Origin of the sequence: Mycobacterium montefiorense (genome assembly GCF_003112775.1) — a bacterium.
GTDB classification, from domain to species: Bacteria; Actinomycetota; Actinomycetes; order Mycobacteriales; family Mycobacteriaceae; genus Mycobacterium; species Mycobacterium montefiorense.
This window is the reverse complement of record NZ_BFCH01000011.1, coordinates 62,083-82,813: the sequence shown is the minus strand read 5'-3', so window position 1 is coordinate 82,813 and position 20,731 is coordinate 62,083. Positions and strand designations below refer to the sequence as shown.

18 protein-coding genes and 1 pseudogene are annotated in these 20,731 nt (G+C 67.5%); 9 read left to right on the top strand and 10 right to left on the bottom strand.

Annotation, left to right across the window (positions count from 1 at the left end):
• Together DB708_RS07975 and sucB are read right to left on the bottom strand one after the other, a co-directional pair.
• Positions 1-912, bottom strand: a complete 912-nt coding sequence (locus tag DB708_RS07975; protein WP_108921608.1) for a TIGR01777 family oxidoreductase — start codon at positions 910-912, stop codon at positions 1-3.
• Positions 913-928: 16 nt separating this feature from the next.
• Positions 929-2,740, bottom strand: a complete 1,812-nt coding sequence (gene sucB, locus DB708_RS07970; protein ID WP_108921417.1) for a 2-oxoglutarate dehydrogenase, E2 component, dihydrolipoamide succinyltransferase — start codon at positions 2,738-2,740, stop codon at positions 929-931.
• A 192-nt stretch (positions 2,741-2,932) separates the two neighbouring features.
• Between sucB and DB708_RS07965 the strand changes: the two genes are divergently transcribed.
• Positions 2,933-4,708: an SDR family oxidoreductase gene (locus tag DB708_RS07965; protein ID WP_108921416.1), complete on the top strand. Its 1,776-nt coding sequence runs from the start codon at positions 2,933-2,935 to the stop codon at positions 4,706-4,708.
• Positions 4,709-4,714: 6 nt separating this feature from the next.
• On the opposite strand, the gene DB708_RS07960 is transcribed toward DB708_RS07965, so the two are convergent.
• Complete coding sequence (locus tag DB708_RS07960) at positions 4,715-6,274, bottom strand: leucyl aminopeptidase (protein ID WP_108921415.1); 1,560 nt, start codon at positions 6,272-6,274, stop codon at positions 4,715-4,717.
• A gap of 31 nt (positions 6,275-6,305) precedes the next feature.
• Positions 6,306-7,409 (bottom strand): adenylate/guanylate cyclase domain-containing protein, encoded by a 1,104-nt coding sequence (locus DB708_RS07955; protein WP_108921414.1) that lies wholly within the window; start codon positions 7,407-7,409, stop codon positions 6,306-6,308.
• Positions 7,410-7,453: 44 nt separating this feature from the next.
• Here DB708_RS07955 and gcvT point away from each other — a divergent pair, with 44 nt between their 5' ends.
• Together gcvT and DB708_RS07945 are read left to right on the top strand one after the other, a co-directional pair.
• Positions 7,454-8,557, top strand: a complete 1,104-nt coding sequence (gcvT, locus tag DB708_RS07950) for a glycine cleavage system aminomethyltransferase GcvT (RefSeq protein ID WP_108921413.1) — start codon at positions 7,454-7,456, stop codon at positions 8,555-8,557.
• Positions 8,558-8,612: 55 nt separating this feature from the next.
• Entirely contained in the window at positions 8,613-9,719 is a 1,107-nt protein-coding gene (locus DB708_RS07945; RefSeq protein ID WP_108921412.1) for a branched-chain amino acid aminotransferase, read from the top strand.
• On the opposite strand, the gene DB708_RS07940 is transcribed toward DB708_RS07945, so the two are convergent.
• Genes DB708_RS07940 through DB708_RS07925 form a run of 4 tightly spaced genes read right to left on the bottom strand, consistent with a single transcriptional unit; the run spans position 9,716 to position 12,782 of the window.
• Positions 9,716-10,474: an adenosylcobinamide-GDP ribazoletransferase gene (locus DB708_RS07940; protein ID WP_108921411.1), complete on the bottom strand. Its 759-nt coding sequence runs from the start codon at positions 10,472-10,474 to the stop codon at positions 9,716-9,718. The genes DB708_RS07945 and DB708_RS07940 overlap by 4 nt on opposite strands.
• Positions 10,471-11,532: a nicotinate-nucleotide--dimethylbenzimidazole phosphoribosyltransferase gene (gene cobT / locus DB708_RS07935; protein ID WP_108921410.1), complete on the bottom strand. Its 1,062-nt coding sequence runs from the start codon at positions 11,530-11,532 to the stop codon at positions 10,471-10,473. The genes DB708_RS07940 and cobT overlap by 4 nt, the downstream gene beginning before the upstream one ends.
• Positions 11,532-12,068 (bottom strand): bifunctional adenosylcobinamide kinase/adenosylcobinamide-phosphate guanylyltransferase, encoded by a 537-nt coding sequence (gene cobU, locus DB708_RS07930; RefSeq protein WP_108921409.1) that lies wholly within the window; start codon positions 12,066-12,068, stop codon positions 11,532-11,534. Before cobU ends, cobT begins: the two co-directional genes overlap by 1 nt.
• A 27-nt stretch (positions 12,069-12,095) precedes the next feature.
• Positions 12,096-12,782 (bottom strand): DUF3043 domain-containing protein, encoded by a 687-nt coding sequence (locus DB708_RS07925; RefSeq protein WP_235616678.1) that lies wholly within the window; start codon positions 12,780-12,782, stop codon positions 12,096-12,098.
• 191 nt (positions 12,783-12,973) lie between these two features.
• Between DB708_RS07925 and DB708_RS07920 the strand changes: the two genes are divergently transcribed.
• On the top strand, positions 12,974-14,050 hold the full coding sequence (locus DB708_RS07920) for a glycerate kinase family protein (protein WP_165839778.1): 1,077 nt from the start codon (positions 12,974-12,976) through the stop codon (positions 14,048-14,050).
• A 70-nt stretch (positions 14,051-14,120) separates the two neighbouring features.
• Positions 14,121-14,477, top strand: a complete 357-nt coding sequence (locus tag DB708_RS07915; protein WP_108921406.1) for a HesB/IscA family protein — start codon at positions 14,121-14,123, stop codon at positions 14,475-14,477.
• Positions 14,478-14,500: 23 nt separating this feature from the next.
• Here the strand turns inward: DB708_RS07915 and DB708_RS07910 are convergent, their stop codons facing one another.
• Positions 14,501-15,166 carry an Rv0361 family membrane protein gene (locus DB708_RS07910; RefSeq protein ID WP_108921405.1) on the bottom strand — a complete coding sequence of 222 codons (666 nt, stop codon included), beginning with the start codon at positions 15,164-15,166 and terminating at the stop codon, positions 14,501-14,503.
• A 194-nt stretch (positions 15,167-15,360) separates the two neighbouring features.
• Here DB708_RS07910 and DB708_RS07905 point away from each other — a divergent pair, with 194 nt between their 5' ends.
• The gene (locus tag DB708_RS07905; protein ID WP_108921607.1) at positions 15,361-16,335 is read left to right on the top strand and encodes a carbohydrate kinase family protein; all 975 of its coding nucleotides are present in this window, start codon (positions 15,361-15,363) and stop codon (positions 16,333-16,335) included.
• A 30-nt stretch (positions 16,336-16,365) separates the two neighbouring features.
• On the opposite strand, the gene asnB is transcribed toward DB708_RS07905, so the two are convergent.
• Positions 16,366-18,366, bottom strand: coding sequence for an asparagine synthase (glutamine-hydrolyzing) (gene asnB, locus DB708_RS07900; RefSeq protein ID WP_108921404.1), 2,001 nt, complete (start codon positions 18,364-18,366; stop codon positions 16,366-16,368).
• Between the two features lie 130 nt (positions 18,367-18,496).
• Between asnB and ctaC the strand changes: the two genes are divergently transcribed.
• The 3 genes and pseudogenes from ctaC to DB708_RS27565 all read left to right on the top strand — a co-directional run.
• Positions 18,497-19,597 (top strand): aa3-type cytochrome oxidase subunit II, encoded by a 1,101-nt coding sequence (gene ctaC / locus DB708_RS07895; RefSeq protein WP_108921403.1) that lies wholly within the window; start codon positions 18,497-18,499, stop codon positions 19,595-19,597.
• An 8-nt stretch (positions 19,598-19,605) separates the two neighbouring features.
• Positions 19,606-20,025, top strand: a complete 420-nt coding sequence (locus DB708_RS07890; protein WP_108921402.1) for a cytochrome c oxidase subunit 4 — start codon at positions 19,606-19,608, stop codon at positions 20,023-20,025.
• A 182-nt stretch (positions 20,026-20,207) separates the two neighbouring features.
• Positions 20,208-20,731: pseudogene (locus DB708_RS27565) on the top strand (MmpS family transport accessory protein); the annotation flags it as partial.

Genomic DNA, 20,731 nt, shown 5'->3' with positions numbered 1-20,731 from the left:
CTAGTCCTGATCTCGCCGGGCGGTGGCGTAGCCGAGCGCCTCGCCAATTGTGTTGTGGTGGAACTGAAAACCGGCGCGCTCCAGCGCGGACGGGATGGCCCGCTGACCGGTCAGCAGCCCCTCGTCGGCGAATTCGCCGAACGCGGCCCGCACCGCGAAGGCAGGCAGCATCATCGGGGTCGGACGGTTGATCGCGCTGCCTAAGGCCGTGGTGAACTCGGCGTTGGTGACGGGCGCGGGTCCGGTCATATTCACCGGGCCGGACAGCGTCGGGTGCGCGATCGCGAACAGCAAGGCCCGCACCTCGTCTTCCAGGCTGATCCACGACATGTACTGACGGCCACTGCCCAGCCGGGCACCGAGGCCCACCGAGAACAACGGTCGCATCCGGCGCAACGCGCCGCCGGCCGCGGCCATCACCAGGCCGGTGCGGGCCAGCACCACCCGGGTACCGCCGAATTGAGCCGGCAGCGTCGCAGCCTCCCAGTCCTCGCAGAGTCGGGCTAGGAAACCCGTTCCGGCCCCATCATTTTCGTCGACCACGCGGTCTCTGGTGTTCCCGTAGAAACCGACCGCGCTGGCGTTGATCAGCGTCTGGACGCCGGCGTCGGCGACCGCGCTGGCCAGCACCTCCGTCGGAGCGATGCGGCTGTCGCGCAGGCTCTGCTTGAAGGCTCCCGACCACCGGCGCCGGCCGACGTTGACGCCGCACAGGTTGACGACGGTGTCGACCTCGGTGAGTGCCTCGGCATCGAAATCGCCGCTTTCTGGATTCCAGTGCAGTTCATCTGAGTTCGACGGTGTCCGACGCACGATGCGCAGCACCCGATGGTCGGCGGCGCGCAGGGCGGCAGCCACGGCGGAGCCGATCAGGCCCGACGAGCCCGCGATCGCGATGACGGGCTTGGCCAATTTGCTCAAGCCCCTTCTAAAGCCCTAAGTCGGCCTCGAACGCTCCCTCTTCAAGCCGATGCTTGACCGTGGTGAGGAATCGTCCGGCGTCGGCCCCGTCGATCAGCCGATGGTCGTAGGTCAGCGGTAGGTAGCAAATCGAGCGCACCCCGATCGACTCGTTGCCGCTGTCGTCAACCACCACGCGCGGCCGCTTGACGATCGCGCCGGTGCCCAGCATGGCGGCCTGCGGCGGAACCAGGATCGGGGTGTCGAACAAGGCGCCCTGGCTGCCGATGTTGGTGATGGTGAAGGTGCCACCGGACAACTCGTCGGGCTTCAGGTTGCCCGACCGGGCGCGCTCGGCGATGTCGGCGATCGCGCGGGCCAGCCCGGCCAGCGACAGGTCGCCGGCATTGTGGATCACGGGGGAGAGCAGGCCCTGATCGGTGTCGACGGCGAAGCCGAGGTGCTCGGCGTCGTAGTAGGTGATCTCTTTCGAGTCCTCGTTGTAGCTGGCGTTGACGTTGGGGTGCGTCTTCAGCGCGTCGATCACCGCCTTGGCGATGAACGGCAGGTAGGTCAGATTCACGCCCTCGCGCTCAGCGAACGCCGTCTTGGCTCGGGCCCGCAGCCCCACGATCTTGGTCATGTCGACCTCGTGGGTCTGAGTGAGCTGCGCGGTGGCCTGCAAGGATTCGCGCGTCTTCTTCGCGGTGATCTGGCGGATGCGGTTGGCCTTCTGCGTGGTGCCGCGCAGGTGGGCCAGGGCGGGAGCCTGCGTCGGTGCCGCCGCGGCCTTGGCAGCCGGCGCGGCGGTACCCGGTGCGGCGGCAGCGGGCGCCTTCGCGGCTTCCTGCTTCTGCTGCGCGGCGGCCAGCACGTCCTGCTTGCGGATGCGGCCACCGACACCGGTGCCCTTCAACTGGGAAAGGTCGATGTTGTTTTCGGTGGCGAGCTTGCGCACCAGCGGGGTCACGTACGGAGCGCCGTCACCCTGGGCTGCCGCCGGCGGTGCCGGTTCGGCTTTCGGCGCCGGTGCCGCAGCAGCCGGTGCGGCACCGGCCTTGGGTTGCGGCGCGGGCTCGGGTGCAGGAGCGGGTTTGGCGGCGGGCGCCGGTGAAGCCTCGACCCTGGGCTGAGGTGCCGGTTCGGGCGTGGGCTCCGGTTTCGGCGCGGGCGGCGGCGGAGCGGACGGAGCGGCGGAACCGGAGCCGATCCGGGCCAGTTCGCCGCCGACCGCCACGATGTCGTCCTCGTCGGCGGTGATGCTGAGAAGCACGCCGGCCACCGGTGACGGAATCTCGGTGTCGACCTTGTCGGTGGACACCTCCACCAACGCTTCGTCGACCTGAACCGAATCGCCGACCTTCTTGAGCCAGCGAGTCACGGTGCCCTCGGTGACCGACTCGCCGAGTTCGGGCATCAGCACCGGCGTCGCACTGCCCGCGCCGGAACTCGCCGGTGCGGCCTGCGCCGCGGGCTCGGGCTGACGCTCGGGCTCCGGTTGGGCCGGTGCGGCGGGAGCGGGCTCGGGCTCCGGCGGCGGTGCGGATTCGGCCGCCGGCTGGCTGGGCGTCTGGGCGGGCGCCGCGGGGGCGCCGTCCGCGGCGGAGTCGCCGATGACGGCCAGCTCACCGCCGACCTCGACGGTGTCGTCCTCCTGGGCGACGATCTTTGTCAGCACACCGGCCGCAGGCGACGGGATTTCGGTATCGACCTTGTCGGTCGACACCTCGACGAGCGGTTCGTCGAGTTCGACCGTGTCACCTTCCTGCTTGAGCCAGCGGGTGACCGTCCCCTCGGTGACGCTCTCACCGAGTGCCGGCATCTGGACAGAGAAGGCCATCTCTTTTGACTCCTCGATTGCTCGTGGGCCGGCGCAGGTCGACATCTGACTTACCACACCGCGGTGTACTGGAAGTTGACGTCAAAACTATCCTGTCATTGCCTCTGCGTCGGCACACAGCCAGGGCTGACCCGGCTCGCCATAGTGTGGCCGCTGGTAGTCAGAGCGAAACCGCGGGGAGGCGGAGGTTCAATGCCGACAACACAGGCACCCCAGAAGTTCGTCGACAGTGCGGACGGTGTCCGGATCGCGGTCTACGAAGAAGGCAACCCCGACGGCCCCACGGTCGTGCTGGTACACGGGTGGCCGGACTCGCACGTGCTGTGGGACGGCGTCGTGCCGCAGCTGGAGCAGCGGTTCCGGATCCTGCGCTACGACAACCGCGGAGTCGGGCTGTCGGGGGCGCCCAAGGCGGTCTCGGCGTACACGATGGCGCACTTCGCCGACGACTTCGCGGCGGTGACAAGCGAACTGAGCTCCGGCCAGCCGGTGCACGTGCTGGCCCACGACTGGGGTTCGGTGGGCATCTGGGAGTACCTGAAACGGCCTGGTGCCGGCGACCGGGTTGCCTCGTTCACGTCGGTGTCCGGGCCGAGCCAGCAGCAACTGGTCGAATACATCTTCAGTGGTCTGCGTCAACCGTGGCGCCCGCGCAGGTTTGCCCGCTCGATCAGTCAGGCGCTGCGGCTGACCTACATGGTCTTCTTCTCGATCCCGGTGCTGGCTCCGCTGCTGATTCGGGCCGCATTCTCGGCGCGCGCGGTGCGGCGCAGCGTCGTCGATAATATTCCCGATGAGCAGATCCATCACTCCGCGAGCATCGCCGCGGATGCGGCCAGCTCGGTTAAAACCTATCCCGCCAACTACTTTCGTTCGTTCTCCGAGCGGGGCCAGGCTATCCACGTCGTCGATGTGCCGGTGCAGCTGATCGTCAACACCCGCGACAAATACGTCCGGCCGTACGGCTACGACGAGACGGCACGGTGGGTGCCGCGGCTGTGGCGGCGCGACATCAGGGCCGGTCATTTTTCGCCGATGTCGCACCCGCAGGTGATGGCGGCCGCGGTGCACGAGTTCGCCGACCTGGCCGACGGCAAACCGCCCAGCCGGGCGCTGCTGCGCGCGCAGATAGGCCGTCCCCGCGGGGCGTTCGGCGACACCCTGGTGTCGGTCACCGGCGCCGGCAGCGGAATCGGGCGCGAGACCGCCTACGCCTTCGCCCGGGAGGGCGCCGAGCTGGTCGTCAGCGATATCGACGAAGCCGCGGTCAAGGAGACTGCTGCCGCGATCACCGCGCGGGGCGGCGTCGCGCACGCTTACGTCCTCGACGTGTCGGACACCGCCGCAGTCGAAACGTTCGCCGAACGGGTCAGCACCGAACACGGCGTGCCCGACATCGTGGTCAACAACGCGGGCATTGGGCAGGCGGGGCAGTTCTTCGACACCCCTGCCGAACAGTTCGACCGGGTGCTCGACGTCAATCTCGGCGGCGTCGTCAACGGCAGCCGGGCGTTCGGGCGGCGCCTGGTCGAGCGGGGCACCGGCGGGCACATCGTCAACGTGTCGTCGATGGCTGCCTACGCCCCGCTGCAGTCGCTGAACGCCTACTGCACGTCCAAGGCGGCGACCTACATGTTCTCCGACTGCCTGCGCGCCGAACTCGACGCCGCCAACGTGGGGCTGACCACGATCTGCCCCGGCGTCATCGATACGAACATCATCAACGCCACCCGGTTCGACGCGCCCTCCGGCAAACAGGACGGGCAGGTCGACGGTCGGCGAGGTCAGCTGGGCAAGATGTTCGCACTGCGTCGGTACGGGCCCGAAAAGGTCGCCGACGCAATCTTGTCGGCGGTCCAGAAAAACAAGCCGATTCGCCCGGTGGCGCCGGAAGCCTATGCGCTCTATGGTGTTTCGCGGCTGCTGCCGCAGGCACTGCGCAGCACAGCGCGGTTCCGGGTGATCTAGGCAGGCTCAGCCGTTCTCGGCGATGTCTTCGAGCACCGCGAACATTGTCCGGGTCGGCACACCGGTGGACCCCTTCGGCGAGTACCCCCACGGGCCGCCGGTGTTGTAGGCCGGGCCGGCCACGTCGATGTGCGCCCAGTCCACCCCGTCGGCGACGAACTCGCGCAGGAACACCCCGGCCACCAGCATGCCGGCGAAGCGCTGCCCGCTGATGTTGGACAGGTCGGCCACCGTCGACTTCAGGTCGTCCTTGAGCTCATCGGGCAGCGGCATCGGCCAGCCGTTCTCGCCGACCCGCTGCGAGATCGCGGCGACCCGGTCGCGGAACTCGTCGCTGCCCATCACCCCGGGGATGCGGGCGCCCAGCGCCACCGTCTGGGCGCCGGTCAGCGTCGACGTCTCGATCAGATAGTCGGGGTTGTCCTCGCACGCCCGCACGATGGCGTCGGCCAGGATGAGTCGGCCCTCGGCGTCGGTGTTCTGCACCTCGACGGTGATTCCGCCGTACTGCGTCAGCACGTCGCCCGGCCGCTGCGCAGTCCCCGACGGCATGTTCTCGGCCATCGGCACCGTGGCGATCACGTCGATCGGCAGCCCGAGCTGCGCGGCCAGCGTGACGGTGGCGACCACCGCGGCGGCACCGCCCATGTCCGAGGTCATGTTGTGCATCGAGGCAGCCGGTTTGATCGAGATGCCGCCGGTGTCGAACGTGACGCCCTTGCCGACCAGCGCAACCTTGCGGGCCTGCTTGGGTTTCTTGGCCAGCTTCGAACCGTGATGGATCAACCGCACCAGCCGCGGTGGCCGCGACGAGCCCTGCCCGACGCCGACGATCCCGCCGTAGCCACCCTTTTGCAGTGCCTTATCGTCGAGCACTTCCACCTCGAGGCCAACGGATTCGCCCAAAGCCCTTGCCCGCTTGGCGAATTCGGCGGGGAAGAGGTGACTGGGTGGGGTGTTGACGAAGTCGCGCGCGGTGGCGACGGCGGTGGCGACGGCCGCACCGTGCGCGCTCTGCTTCTTGGCTTCCTTAGCCCCGACTTTTTCCGAGGCCAGCACGGTGATCTTGCTCAGCCCTTTGTCTTTGGGCGCGGTCTTGCCGCTGCGGAAAGCGGTGAACCGGTAGCTGCCCAGGATCAGTCCCTCGACCGCGGCGGCGGCGACATCTTCACCGGGCAGCTCGCCCAGGGTGGTGATCACGGTTTCGGCTCCGCTCAGCGAGCGTGCGGCCACCCCGGCGGCACGCCGGATGGTGTCGGCGGGCCATTCGGATCGCGACTTGCCCAGGCCGATCGTGAGCACGCTGGCGACCGGAAGTGACGGCACCACCAGGCGGTGCGCCTGCTCGCTGCCGCCGGTCGCGTCCAGCGCCCGCAGGCCGGCTTCTATCTCGGCGACCGCCTCGGCGGACAGGAAGGGCTCTGCGGCCAGCAGCGTCGCGCCCGGCCGGTCTTCGTCACCGGTCGAGACGACCGGCACGAGTAACACCGACGATCCCGCAGCACGTTTCGGCAGCGACGCGGCGACAGTGACGGAAGGAGCCTGGTATCCCGGTTCGGTACTCACGCGTAGTCACCCTAGTCACCGGGAGTGGTCCTTAGCTCGGCAGCGTCCGGGCGTGTAGGTCGAACGCGGTCACCGGGTCCTCAAACCCTTTGAGGGTCAACGGGCCATAGGCGACGGCGGGCCAGTCGGGCAGCTCGTCACGCAGTGCGGGTGTGGCCAGGATCTGTTCCGGCGTCGCCGCCGCCACGAGTCGGGCGGCCAGGTTGACCGGGTTGCCGAAGTAGTCGCCGTTGATGGCCACGACCGTGCCGTAGGCGAGGCCGGCGCGCACCTGGAGTCCTTCCTCGCGCGCCTTGGGGTGCTCGACGAGATCAACCGCCGCCCGCACCAGTTGCCGGGGCGACGAGCTCACCCACATCACCTCGTCGCCGATGAACTTGATCACCCGGCCGCCGTCCGCATGCACCACGTCGGAGACGGTGCCGGCAAATTCGTTGAGCAAATGCGACAACTGCGCCGGCGTCAGTGCCTGAGTCAACGCGGTGAAGCCGGAAAGATCCGCAAAACCGACACCGCACACCACGGAGGCCGAGGTGTCGCGAAGGACACCCTCGAAGTGGGTGCGAGCACTGGACAGATGGTGGCGGTGCACGATGTCGATCAGCGCCCCGATCCGGGGGACGAACTCGGCGACCGAGCGATATGCCTGCGCAGTGGCGAGTTCGTCACGGGTGTGGGTCATCTGGATGTCCGGCGTTCCGGCACGGATCATCGTCGACTCGGCTTCAGCCAGCCTGGCCATCGCGGCCCCCAGCACCCGCAACAGTCCCAATGCGCCGTCCTGGCCGACCACCACCTTGATCGCGAGCCAGGTGGCCAGGGCGTCGACGTCGGCCTGGCTCAGCGCCGGAACTTCGGGACCGGCGACGGTGAGGCCGAGCAAAGCCCAGGCGCGTGCGACCTCGTCGGCTGTGATCCCGAGCTCCTCGGCCGCGGTCTGCAACGTGTAGATCGGCCGGCCCGACCACGACAGAACGTCCCCGGCCAGTCCGAACAGCCGGCCGCGGAGTTCGGCTTCGGCCATCTCCTCGACGGTGAACCCGAGGTCGTCCAGATACTTGATCAGGTCGGCCCGTTCGCGCGGATCCGCGATTCCGGCGGCCGCAAGCGCTTCGAAGTCGGGCGAATCGGACACCTACAGAAGTCTGCCAGGTGCGGAGCCGATTAGGGTTGGTCGTCGTGAGCGCAGCGACGGAGCCACTCAAGGGACCGCTGGAAGATCGTCATCGCGAGTTGGGTGCCAATTTCGCCGAGTTCGGCGGCTGGCTGATGCCGGTGTCGTATGCCGGCACCGTCAGCGAGCACAACGCGACGCGCAATGCGGTGGGTCTGTTCGACGTCAGTCACCTCGGTAAGGCGCTGATCCGCGGGCCGGGCGCCGCGCAGTTCGTCAACTCCGCGCTGACCAACGACCTGGGCCGGATCGCGCCGGGCAAGGCGCAATACACGTTGTGCTGCACCGAATCCGGTGGCGTTATCGACGACCTGATCGCCTACTACGTCGACGACGACGAGATTTTTCTGGTGCCCAATGCCGCCAACACCACCGCAGTGGTCGAGGCGCTGGCGGCCGCCGCCCCCGCCGGCCTGACGATCACCAACGAGCATCGCTCCTACGCGGTGCTTGCGGTGCAGGGGCCGCGATCGACCGATGTGCTCGGCGAGCTGGGCCTGCCGACCGACATGGATTACATGGCCTACGCCGACGCCTCCTTCTCGGGAGTTCCGGTGCGGGTCTGCCGCACCGGGTACACCGGCGAGCACGGCTACGAACTGCTGCCGCCCTGGGACACCGCGGGCGTAGTGTTCGACGCGCTGGTGACGGCGGTGTCGAACGCGGGCGGCGAACCGGCCGGCCTGGGTGCCCGCGACACCCTGCGCACCGAGATGGGTTACCCGCTGCACGGCCACGAACTGTCGCTCGACATCTCGCCGCTGCAGGCCCGCTGCGGCTGGGCAATCGGCTGGAAGAAGGACGCGTTCTTCGGTCGCAATGCGCTGCTGTCCGAGAAGTCGGCGGGGCCGCGACGGCTGCTGCGGGGCTTGCGGATGCAGGGCCGTGGTGTCTTGCGGCCCGGGCTGACGGTGCTCGCTGGGAACAAGCCGGTCGGGATCACCACGTCCGGGACGTTTTCGCCGACCGTGCAGGCCGGCATCGCACTCGCGTTGATCGACACCGACGCGGGCGTGGAAGACGGTCAGCAAATCACCGTCGACGTGCGTGGCCGTGCTGCGGAATGCGAAGTGGTGCGTCCGCCGTTCGTCGAGCTGAAAACCCGCTAGCCGCCGCGCGTTCACGCGGCAAAAAGCCATTGGCACGCGCATATACAATCTCCGCATGACGAGCGGCCTTCTCGAGTTCACCGTTCAACGCGCGTCTAATCCCGCTAGTGGCGTAGAACGTGACTCCATCCTGGCCGACCCCGGCTTTGGCAAATTCTTCACCGACCACATGGTTTCGGTCGATTACGACGAGGGCCAGGGCTGGCACGACGCACGGGTCATTCCATATGGCCCGATTCAGCTCGACCCGTCGGCGATCGTGCTGCACTACGCGCAAGAAGTGTTCGAGGGGCTCAAGGCATACCGCTGGGCCGACGGCTCGGTGGTGTCATTTCGCCCGGACGCCAACGCCGCCCGGATGCGCTCGTCGGCCCGGCGGATCGCGATCCCCAAGCTGCCCGACGAGCTCTTCCTCGAATCCCTGCGTCAGCTCATCGCTGTCGACAACGCATGGGTGCCGCGGGCGGGCGGCGAAGAGGCGCTGTATCTGCGGCCGTTCATCTTCGCGACGGAGCCGGGATTGGGGGTACGGCCGGCCAAGCACTACCGGTACCTGCTGATCGGTTCACCGGCGGGCGCATACTTCAAAAACGGCATCAACCCCGTCGACGTCTACGTGTCAACGGATTACGTGCGAGCCTGCCCCGGCGGTACCGGCGCGGCCAAGTTCGGCGGCAACTACGCCGCGTCGCTGGTGGCTCAGGCCGAAGCCGCGGAAAACGGTTGCGACCAAGTGGTTTGGCTGGATGCCGTCGAGCGTCGCTTCGTCGAAGAGATGGGTGGCATGAACCTGTTCTTCGTGCTCGGCAGCGGCGGCACCTCGCGGCTGGTCACCCCGGAACTGTCCGGCTCACTGCTGCCGGGCATCACGCGGGATTCGTTGCTGCAGTTGGCGCTCGATGCCGGATTCACCATAGAAGAGCGCAAGATCGATATCCACGAGTGGCAGAAGAAGGCCGCCTCGGGGGAGATCACCGAGGTATTCGCCTGTGGCACTGCCGCCGTCATCACACCGGTCGCGCGGGTGAAGTACGCCGACAGCGAGTTCACCATCGCCGACGGTCAGCCCGGTGAAGTCACGATGGCGTTGCGCGACACGCTGACCGGTATTCAGCGTGGCACCTTCGCCGACACTCACGGCTGGATGTCCCGGCTGGGTTAGAAGCGGCCCAGCGCTGCAAGCGTCACGGCGCTGACTGTCGTGGTGAGTTCGATTGCGGCGCCCAGCACGTCGCCGCTGATCCCGCCGAAGCGGCGCACGCAGTGCGCCACCAACACCGAGCCGCAGCACAGCGCCAGCACCACCGCGGCCGGGCCCTGCCACGGTCGCGGACCCGCCAGCAGCGAAACCCCAAGCAGCACGGCGATCCAGCCCGCCACCACGCCGATGGGTTGGCTGCCGGCGACCTGGACACCCAGGGCGCTGCCGTCGGCCGCCGGCACGGAGCGGCGGCAGGCCAGCACGGCGGCCACCCGCCCGATGACGACCGCCACGATGATCGCGACGACCCCGTGCTGCCAGGTCACGCCGAGCGCCGAAAATGCCAACCCCTGCAACAGGATCACCAGCACGACGGCCGCGACACCGAAAGGTCCGGTCGACCCGTCGCGCATCACCGCCAGTGCACGCGGTGGCGGCCCGTAGCAACCCAGCCCGTCGGCCGTGTCTGCGACGCCGTCGATGTGCAGTCCCCGGGTCGCGAGCAAAAGCGCTGCCACCGCAAGAAATCCCGGCACCGGGCTGGACATCCCGAATGCCAGCGAGCCGCCCCAGGTGATGCCCGCGGCCAGTGCTCCCAGGGTTGCGCCGACTACCGGCAGCGCGGTCATGGCGCCGCGGCCCATCGGCACGTTACCGGAAGCCGGCACCGGCCACACCGTTCCGAATACGAAAGCCGTTGCCAGCGAACGGATCACGGGGACGGTGCAACGTCGTCGAGCCGATCGGAGACACCGGCCTCGGTGAACGTCGCCATCGACGACAATGTGGCCACCGCGGCGCGCAGCACCGGCAGCGCCAGCGTCGCGCCACTGCCCTCGCCCAGCCGCATGCGCAGGTCCAGAATCGGATCCAGGTCCAGAGCGGTCAGGGCCAGCGTATGGGCGGGTTCGGTGGAGCGATGGCCCGCTTGCCACCACTGCCGCGCACCTGGTGCGAGGCGTTCGGCGACCAGAGCGGCGGCCGTCACCACCACGCCGTCGAGCAGCAGCGGGGTGCGCCGCACCGCGGCTTGTGCGCAAAAGCCGGCCATCGCGGCCAGATCCGCCCCACCGCAACAGCGCAGCAATGCCAGCGGGTCGGGCAGCACCGGCCGCGTCCGGAACAGGGCGTCGCGGACTGCGGCTGTCTTGCGCGCCCAACCCGCGTCGTCGATTCCGGATCCGAAACCGACCACCGCGACCGGCTCGGCGTTCGTCAGCGCAGCCACCAAAACCGCTGCTGCCGTGGTATTTCCGATGCCTATGTCGCCTGCGATGAGCAGGTCGGCGCCGGCGTCGACCTCTTCGTCGGCGATCCGCTGGCCCGCCGCGATCGCGCTAGCGGTCTCTTCGTCGGTCAGCGCGTCCTGCACGGCGATATCGCCGCTGGAACGCCGCACCTTGTGGGCGCCGATCTGCTCGGATAGCGGCTCGGCGTCCACCGCCAAATCGGCGATCCGTACCGTCGCGTCGGCGATCCCGGCCAGGGTGTTGATCGCCGCCCCGCCGCCGTCGATGTTGGCGACCATCTGGGCCGTCACCTCAGGCGGGTACGCCGACACCCCGGAGTGGGCCACGCCGTGGTCACCGGCGAACACCACCACCCGGGCCCGTTCGAACTGCCGTGGCGGGCAGTGCCCCTGGCAGGACGCGATCCAGACGGCCAGATCCTCGAGACGGCCCAGTGCGCCGCGCGGCTTGGTCAGGGTGTCCTGGCGCGCGCGGGCGGCCGCGGCGGCGGCAGGATCAGGCGGCGAGACCGGCGTGAATTCCATCACGTCCCTGGCGATTTGATCGATACCGGCTGACCGGCCACCACCAGCACGACCCGCTCGCACAGTGCCGCGACGCGCTGGTTGAGCGAACCAAGCTCGTCGGCAAAGCGGCGGCCGGACGCGGTGGCGGGCACCACGGTCAACCCGACCTCGGGGCTGACCAGCACCAGCGTGGCTTCAAACGCGCCGACCGCGCCGATCATCGCTTCGACCGGAGTGGCTATCGATCCGTCCTCCCAGGCCTGGTGGCGATCCAGCGTGCCGGTTAGCCAGGCGCCGAGGTCATCGACGAGGGTCGGGGTATCCGGTGATTGCCGCAATTCGGTTGTGAGGTCCTGGGTTTCGACCGTTGACCAGTGCGTGGGCCGGCGGTCGCGATGTTTCGCGATGCGCTGTGACCAGTCCGTATCGGCCTGGTAGCTGCGCCCGGAGGCCAGGTAGCGGACCGGCTGGCCGGGTAGCAGTGACGTGGCGATCGCTTCCTCGGCCCATCGGGATTTGCCCGACCTAATCCCGCCGAGCACCAGGGTACGCACTGGGGTCAGATGGCTTTCCGGCGACGGTCAGTCGACACTGGCGCCGCGATCGACTTGAGGCTTCGGCGCCCGCATCCGGCGGATCTGGGAAGCCCGTCCGGCAGCGTAAAGGCCCAGCTTCCACCGGCTTTCGGTGTTGCTCGGGAACTTCGCGTCGACCAGCCTGCTGATTTTGCGGCCCAGGATCACGCCGTCGACGCCCATGATTGCGGTGATCACCAGCATCGCGGGAGAGATGTAGAGCTGCAGCTGCGGAACCGCGAACATGACGAACATCAGAGCCAGCGTCGAGGGCATGAACATGCCGAGCATGTTGCGCCGGGAATCCACCACGTCGCGCACGTAACGGCGTATCGGCCCCTGGTCGCGGGGTAGCAGGTATGCGTCTTCGCCGGCCATCATGCGTTCCCGGCGGTCGGTCATCCGGGCTCGGCTGGCGGTGCGTTCGGCCTTGCGCTCTTCGCGGCTGAGTTTCGGGCCGGCCAGAGTCTTGCGGCGTGCCCGCGCCTCGGCGGCGGTCTTGGGTGCCGGCGCGACGGGGCCCTTCTTCGCATTTCGTCGGGCGGCTTCGCGCTTGGGTGTGGGCCGGCCCTTGGGGTCGGTCCTGCGCGTCGCGCGAGTCTCTGCATCCGGGGCGGCATCGGCGGCAGCCGGTGTCACCAGATCCCCGTCCAGGAACTCCGCTTGGGTTTTCTTACGGCCCAACAACTTCACATGGGCCAGGTTACTTCGCGACCGGCCCGTTTCCCGAATGGGCCCGTCAGGCATCGCGATAGCTCTGCGGCCGCGCGATACTTGGACCTACCCTTAACGGTGATGAACGGCTACGGGTGATGGACGACGGCTCGATGGCCTCGGACGAAGGTGCCGTTGGCGTTTCTCCGGGTCGTCTGCAGTTGCCGGCCATGCGCGTCCTGGTGGCCCCGGATTGCTACGGCGACAGCCTCTCGGCGGTAGAAGCTGCCGCCGCAATCGCCACCGGCTGGGTCCGGTCACGCCCTGGCGACCAATTCCTGGTGGCGCCGCAGTCCGACGGCGGCCCCGGTTTCCTCGACGTGCTGATCAATCGGCTGGGGGAGAAGCGGTCCATCGAGGTGGCCGGGCCATTGGACGAGACCGTGGAAGCCGAGTGGGTGTGGGACCCGGAGTCCGCGACCGCCTACCTGGAATGTGCGCAGGCGTGTGGCCTGGGGCGGCTTGGCCGTCCGCCCGACCCGGAGACCGCGCTGGCGGCGCACAGCCGGGGAGTCGGACAGCTGATCGTCGAGGCGCTGCGGTCCGGGCCGAAGCGAATCGTGGTCGGGCTGGGCGGCAGCGCGTGCACCGACGGCGGGCAAGGCATGATCGCCGAGCTCGGCGGCCTGGAAGTGGCGCGCCGGCAACTGGCCGCTGTGCAGCTGATCGCCGCTTCGGACACGGAATATCCGCTGGTGGGGCCCTGGGGTGCGGCCAGGGTGTTCGGGCCGCAGAAGGGCGCGGACACCGTCACGGTCGCCGCGCTGGAAGTCCGACTTGAGGCGTGGGCGCTGCAACTGGAGGCGGCAGCCGGACGAGACGTGAGCTCCGAGCCCGGGGCCGGCGCCGCGGGCGGTATCGGCGCGGGATTGCTGGCGCTTGGGGGCCGCTGCGAGTCCGGCGCGGCGATCATCGCCGAGCACACCCACTTGGAGGACGCCCTCGAGATTGCCGAGCTGATCATCACCGGGGAAGGGAAATTCGACGAGCAGTCTCTGCACGGAAAAGTCGTCGGCTCGCTCGCAGCTGCGGCCAGCCCGCTGGGGATTCCGATAATCGTGCTGGCCGGGCAGGTTGGTCTGGAGAAAACCTCGGTGCGCACGGCGGGCATCATGTCGGCGCTGTCGATGGCCGACTATGCCGGCTCGGTCGGATTGGCGCTGGCCGACGCGGCGAACCAGCTGATGGGATTAGCGTCACAGGTGGCGGCGCGACTCGGGAATAGCGGTCCTGCGAGGTACCGTTGAGGCATTGGGTTCTACCCGAGTAGTTCGGGTGCCCGGGCACCTACCCAACAACAGGCATGTAGGAGAAGTAATGACGGTGCAAAACGAGCCGACCGCCACGACTCATGGCGTAATCCTGACCGAGGCCGCCGCTACCAAGGCGAAGTCTCTGCTGGACCAAGAGGGCCGCGACGACCTGGCACTGCGTATCGCGGTTCAGCCGGGCGGATGCGCCGGCCTGCGCTACAACCTGTTCTTCGACGACCGCGCGCTGGACGGTGACCTGACTGTCGACTTTGCCGGTGTGACGCTGACGGTGGACCGGATGAGTGCGCCCTACGTCGAAGGCGCGTCGATCGACTTCGTGGACACCATCGAGAAGCAGGGTTTCACCATCGACAACCCCAACGCCACTGGTTCTTGCGCTTGCGGGGATTCCTTCAACTGAGCCTCAGCGGCTAGTGCCGGGGGCTAGTACGAGCCCCCGGCACGCAGCACGTACGAGCACACCAATACATCACCGCGCTGGAATAGCAGCTGCGCCACGCCCTGGACTTGCCCGCGCATCGCTCCGCCGGTGGCCGGCGACACCTGCATCGTGAACAGCGCCTGAGCCTGGTACTGCGACAGGTACACGATTTTGTCGATCGAGGTCAGCTCGACCTGCGAGAACTGCTTACGGAAGGCGTCGCTGCTCAATTTGGCCAGCGCAAGGTCGGACCGCTTGTCGCGCACGCCGTCGTACAGGCCGCAGAGCGCGTTGCGGGAGACCTCGTCGGTGTTGCGGTTCTCGAGTGCGTTCAGGTAGCCCTGAATCGCCGTTCTCGCCGATGCTTCGGAGAACGCGGCCCCGGTGTTGGCTCCATTGGTGCGAACGCCATAGACAATCGCCGCTGTCATCGCGGCCACTAACCCGATGGCCAACAGAACCCCGATGATCGTCCGCCGCGGTGATCGCCGCTTCGGATAACCCGGTGGCGTCGGCCCGGGGTATGCGCCTGGCGGCCGTTCGTTGGCTGACCTGGGCGCGAAGGCTGCATCGCCGGGCGGAGGGTCGTGCGGGAAGTCCACCGGTTCGGTATAGGGCACGGGTCCGTCGCCGCCGACAGTGTGGTTCGGCATGTGCGGACCGCCCATAGTGGTTCTCCTACAGTGGTAGACGCCGACCACGAGCGGGTACCGCCCGCGTCTTCGGTCCCGGCGACTTGAGTGAGTTCCCTAGGCAGGCTAGCGCACAACCTTTCGGCGGCTGCGGACGCTGGCGGTGTCGGCTGCACGGCCGAAACGCGTGGGTAGGCTGGACGGGCTTACCGATGAAGGGTGGAGATTTCGTGACGATCGCGGTGACTGGTTCGATTGCGACCGATAACTTGATGCGTTTTCCTGGCCGGTTTTCCGAGCATCTGCTCGCCGAGCACTTGCAGAAGGTTTCGCTCAGCTTCCTCGTTGACGACCTGGTGATTCATCGTGGTGGCGTCGCGGGCAACATCGCCTTCGCGATCGGCGTGCTGGGCGGCGACGTCGCGCTGGTAGGCGCGGCCGGCGACGACTTCGGCGAATACCGCGAATGGCTCGAGCGGCACGGCGTCAACTGCGAGAACGTGCTGATCTCCAAGACCGCGCACACGGCCCGTTTCACCTGCACGACCGACGAGGACATGGCCCAGATCGCGTCGTTCTACCCCGGCGCCATGTCGGAAGCCCGCAACATCAAGCTCGCCGACGTCGTCTCGTCGGTGGGTAAGCCGGATCTGGTCATCATCGGGGCCAGCGACCCCGACGCCATGGTGGTGCACACCGAGGAGTGCCGAAAGCTCGGCTTGGACTTTGCCGCCGACCCGTCCCAGCAGCTGCCCCGCCTGTCCGGGGAAGAGATAGACAAGCTGGTCGACGGCGCGGCCTACTTGTTCACCAACGACTACGAGTGGGAGCTGCTGCTCAACAAGACCGGCTGGTCAGAGTCCGACGTGCTGCAAAAGGTCGGCCTGCGGGTGACCACGCTCGGCGCCAAGGGCGTCGACATCGTCGATCGCGACGGCACCACCACGCACGTCGGCGTGGTGCCGGAGAACAGCCTCACCGACCCGACCGGCGTCGGCGACGCGTTCCGCGCCGGTTTCCTCACCGGCCGCAGCGCCGGGCTGAGCCTGGAGCGTGCGGCGCAGCTGGGCTCCCTGGTGGCCGTGCTGGTGCTGGAGTCGACCGGCACGCAGGAGTGGAATTGGGACAGCGCCGTCGCCAAGACGCGGCTGGCCGATGCCTACGGTGACGAGGCCGCCGCCGAGATCGCCGCGGTGTTCGCCTAACAGGCGCACGGCCGGCCGCGGACTGATTCGCTACAGCTGCACCGGATACACCGGCTCGCTGATCTGCGGCTCCACGCTGTGCTCGACGAAGATCGCGTGCCAGAGCATGAAGATCAGCACCGTCCACAGCCGGCGGCTGTGATCGCTGGTGCCGCTGCGGTGTTCGTCGAGCATTCGGCGTACCGCGGCGAGGTCGACCAGATGACCGGCTTGCGAGGCGTCCACCGTCGCATACGCCCACTCCAGCAGCTCGCCGGCGCGCAACCAATGCCGAATCGGCACCGGGAACCCGAGTTTGGGCCGGTGCAGCACATGCGCGGGGACGATAGGTTCCAGTGCGCGCCGCAGCGCGTACTTGGTGGTGGTGCGGGTGATCTTCGCCTCGACGGGTAACCGGGACGCGACGGCGAACACCTCCGGGTCCAGAAACGGCACCCGAAGCTCCAGCGAGTTGGCCATCGTCATCTTGTCGGCCTTGACCAGAATGTCGCCGCGCAGCCAGGTGAACAGGTCGACATGCTGCATGCGGGCCACCGGGTCCCAGCCCGCGGATCCGGCGTACACCGGAGCCGTCACATCGGTATGCGTCCATTCCTCGCGGAATCCGGGCAGTACGTCGCGCAGCTGGGAATCCGAGAAGCTGCGGGCATTGCCGTAGTAACGCTCCTCGAGCGTCAGCGAACCGCGATGCAGCAGGCTCTTACCGCGCATGCCGTCGGGCAGTGGTCTGCTCATCTGGCCCACCGAACGCCGCAGCGGCCGCGGTAAGTAGTCAAAGGGCCTCAGCGACAACGGTTCTCGATAGATCGTGTACCCGCCGAACAGCTCGTCGGCGCCCTCCCCGGACAGCACCACCTTGACGTGCTTGCGGGCCTCGCGCGCGACGAAGAACAGCGGGACCAGCGCCGGGTCGGCAACCGGCTCGTCGAGATACCAGACGATCTCGGGCAGGGCGGTGACGAACTCGCCCGCGCTGACCACCTTCGCGATATGGCGGGCACCGATGGCTTCGGCCGAGGCCACCGCGACGTCGATCTCGGAGAATCCTTCACGCTCAAAACCGGTGGTGAAGGTGATCAGCCGCGGGTTGTGCCGGATGGCCAGCGCCGCGATCGCGGTGGAGTCGATGCCGCCGGACAGGAACGACCCGACGGTGACGTCGGCGCGCATGTGTTTGGCCACCGAGTCCTCGAGCACCGCGGTGATCTCGTCGTAGCGAGCCTGCTCGGTGCCGCGGCTGATCGGCACCGCGGCGAACCTCGGCACGAAATAGCGGGTGATCTGCGGCGCCAGCCCGGGCCGGATCCGCGCGTAGCAGCCCGATTCCAACCGGCGCACCCCGCGGTGCAGCGTCTCGGGTTCCGGCACGTACTGCAGGACGGTGTAGTGCTGCACGGCGCGCTCGTCGATCGCGGTGTCAAACCTCACCAGATCGACCAGGTCCAGCAGGCATTTCTTCTCGCTGGCCACCGCCGTGCCGCCGGTACCGGTCGCCATGAACAGCGGCTTGATACCGAAAGGGTCTCGGGCGCAGAACAATTCGCGGGTAACGGTGTCCCACAGTGCGAAGGCGAACATGCCGCGCAGCCTGGTCAACACCGCGGTGCCCCAGTGGTGGTAGCCGGCGACGATGGCCTCGCCGTCGCCATCGGTGGCGAAGGCGACGCCGTGCTGGGCGGTCAGTTCGGCGCGCAGCTCCAGGTAGTTGTAGATCTCGCCGTTGAACACCAGGACGTAGCGATCCGGCGCCTCGGGCGGCCCCCAGCGCAGCGGCTGATGTGAGTGCTCGATGTCGATGATGGACAGCCGGTTGAAACCGAACACGACCGACCCGTCGGCGCCCGGATCCGTCCAGGTGCCCGGCTCGTCGGGCCCGCGGTGGCGCATCTGATGCGAAGCGCGGGTGATTGCGGTGTCGGCTCGGGCGGCATGCGCCGCGGCAGCGGCGTGGTCGTCCCCGTTTGCGCCGGGGCCGGCCGCCTGGTCGTCCAGGCCGGCCGGGTCCGCGACAAAGGCCAGCAGTCCACACACGGCGCCTCAGTATGCCGCACTTCGCCAATGCTTGGGCGCGCCGCACCGCGCCGGTCGGGGTTTCGTCGCCGGGCTGAGCGGCGTGGTCTACGCTGCGTAGTATTCGACATTCGAGCAGGGAGGCGCCAACGTGACACCCGGCGGGCAGTTCCGTTCGCAGCGTTTGTCGCAGGGCATGTTTCAGCGCCGTTCGTCAGATGCATCGCGGGGTCTTTCGCGTCGTCTTCGACCGCTGGCGCTGGCCGGGACGCTGGCAGTATTGGCGCTCGCTTTGAGCGGCTGCAGCTGGCAAACGGTGTTTGCCCTGGGTTGGCCTGAGGGCATCACCCCGCAGGCCCACCTCAACCGGGAGCTGTGGATCGGCGCGGTGATCGCTTCGCTGGTCGTCGGGGTCATCGTGTGGGGCCTGATCTTCTGGTCGGCGGTTTTCCACCGGAAGAAGGCGACCGACACCGAACTGCCCCGGCAGTTCGGCTACAACATGCCGCTGGAGCTGGTGCTCACCGTCACGCCGTTCCTGATCATTTCGGTGCTCTTCTACTTCACCGTCGTGGTCCAGGAGAGAATGCTGCACCTGGACAAGAACCCTGAGGTTGTGATCGACGTCACGGCTTTTCAGTGGAACTGGAAATTCGGCTATCAGCGCGTCAACTTCAAGGACGGCACGCTGAGCTACGACGGAGCCGACGAGGCCCGTAAGAAGGCGATGGTCTCCAAGCCGGAGGGCAAAGACGAACACGGCGAGGAGCGCGTGGGGCCGGTGCACGGGCTCAACACCGAGGACCGGACCTACCTGAACTTCGACAAGGTCGAAACCCTGGGAACGCCCACCGAAATCCCGGTGCTGGTGCTGCCCGCCGGCAAGCGCATCGAATTCCAATTGAATTCAGCCGATGTCATCCATGCATTCTGGGTGCCGGAATTCCTCTTCAAGCGTGACGTGATGGCCTGGCCGAAGCAAAACAACTCGGTCAATGTGTTCCAGGTGGAAGAGATCACCAAGACCGGGGCGTTTGTCGGCCACTGCGCGGAGATGTGCGGCACCTATCACTCGATGATGAACTTCGAGGTTCGGGTGGTCGAGCCCAACGACTTCAAGGCGTATTTGCAGCAGCGGATCGACGGAAAGACGAACGCCCAAGCGTTGCAGGCGATTGCCCAGTCCCCGCTAGCGGTGACCACTCATCCGTTCGAGACCCGCCGCGGCGAACTGACGCAGCCAGTAGGTTAGGACACGCAATGCATATCGAGGCGAGGCTGTTCGAGTTCATCGCAGCGTTCTTCGTCGTCACCGCGGTGCTCTACGGGGTACTGACAGCGATGTTCGCCACCGGCGGCGAAGAGTGGGCCGGCACCACGGCGTTGGCGCTCACCGGCGGTTTGGCGTTGATCACGGCCACCTTCTTCCGGTTCGTCGCGCGTCGTCTCGATACTCGGCCCGAGGACTACGAGGGTGCTGAAATCAGCGATGGTGCAGGCGAATTGGGATTCTTCGCCCCGCACAGCTGGTGGCCGCTGCTGGTCGCGTTGTCGGGCTCGGTGGCCGCGGTCGGTATCGCGCTATGGCTGCCGTGGCTGATCGTCGCCGGCGTGGTGTTCATCCTGGCTTCGGCCGCCGGATTGGTCTTTGAGTACTACGTGGGCCCGGAGAAGCACTGAATTGCGTCTCGAAGGTAACAATCCGGGCATCAGTTGAGCCGCCGCCCGTTTGCCAAGACTTCTTTGCGTCACTCGGTTCGGTAGGGTTTGCGCAGGCACATGAGAATCTCCCGAGCACGCGCGACACGAGGTACGCCTGAAGCCCCGTGCGCAGGTAATGCAGTTGAACAGGGCAGGCAGACATGAGCGGGCCGAAACCCCCGGGATCCGATCCTGACGAATCCGATTCCGCCAGTGAGCTCAGCCGCGAACCGAATTCGAGCAGCGAGCCCGGCGATGAATTGGGGCCCGTCGACGAGCACGACGGCGAATTGCATTCCCATCACGAACTCGAACCCTTCGCCGACAGCGGCGCAATAGGTGCAGCCGACCAGACCGGTGAGACGGACGCGTATTCGCAGGCCTACTCCGCACCCGAGTCCGAGCATTTCCTCAGCGGCCCGTATGTGCCGGCCGATCTGAGGCTCTACGACTACGAGAACTACGAGACACCCGACGACGACGATGACGATGACGACGACGGCACCCCGCGCTGGCCCTGGGTGGTCGGGGTTGCGGCCATCGTGGCGGCGATTGCGCTCGTGGTTTCGGTGTCACTGCTGTTTGCGCGCACCGACGCCAATAAACTCGCCAACCCGGGCACCAGCACGCCGTCCACGCAGCCGGTGCAGGACGAAATCACCACGACCAAGCCGCCGCCCCCGCC

What these genes read in the sequence shown, in the direction of transcription:
- DB708_RS07920 (WP_165839778.1), top strand. Translation starts at nt 12,974, where the DNA reads ATGCGCGTCCTGGTGGCCCCGGATTGCTACGGCGACAGCCTCTCGGCG.
- DB708_RS07915 (WP_108921406.1), top strand. Translation starts at nt 14,121, where the DNA reads ATGACGGTGCAAAACGAGCCGACCGCCACGACTCATGGCGTAATCCTG.
- cobT (WP_108921410.1), bottom strand. Translation starts at nt 11,532, where the DNA reads ATGGAATTCACGCCGGTCTCGCCGCCTGATCCTGCCGCCGCCGCGGCC.
- DB708_RS07945 (WP_108921412.1), top strand. Translation starts at nt 8,613, where the DNA reads ATGACGAGCGGCCTTCTCGAGTTCACCGTTCAACGCGCGTCTAATCCC.
- DB708_RS07890 (WP_108921402.1), top strand. Translation starts at nt 19,606, where the DNA reads ATGCATATCGAGGCGAGGCTGTTCGAGTTCATCGCAGCGTTCTTCGTC.
- DB708_RS07965 (WP_108921416.1), top strand. Translation starts at nt 2,933, where the DNA reads ATGCCGACAACACAGGCACCCCAGAAGTTCGTCGACAGTGCGGACGGT.
- sucB (WP_108921417.1), bottom strand. Translation starts at nt 2,740, where the DNA reads ATGGCCTTCTCTGTCCAGATGCCGGCACTCGGTGAGAGCGTCACCGAG.
- DB708_RS07910 (WP_108921405.1), bottom strand. Translation starts at nt 15,166, where the DNA reads ATGGGCGGTCCGCACATGCCGAACCACACTGTCGGCGGCGACGGACCC.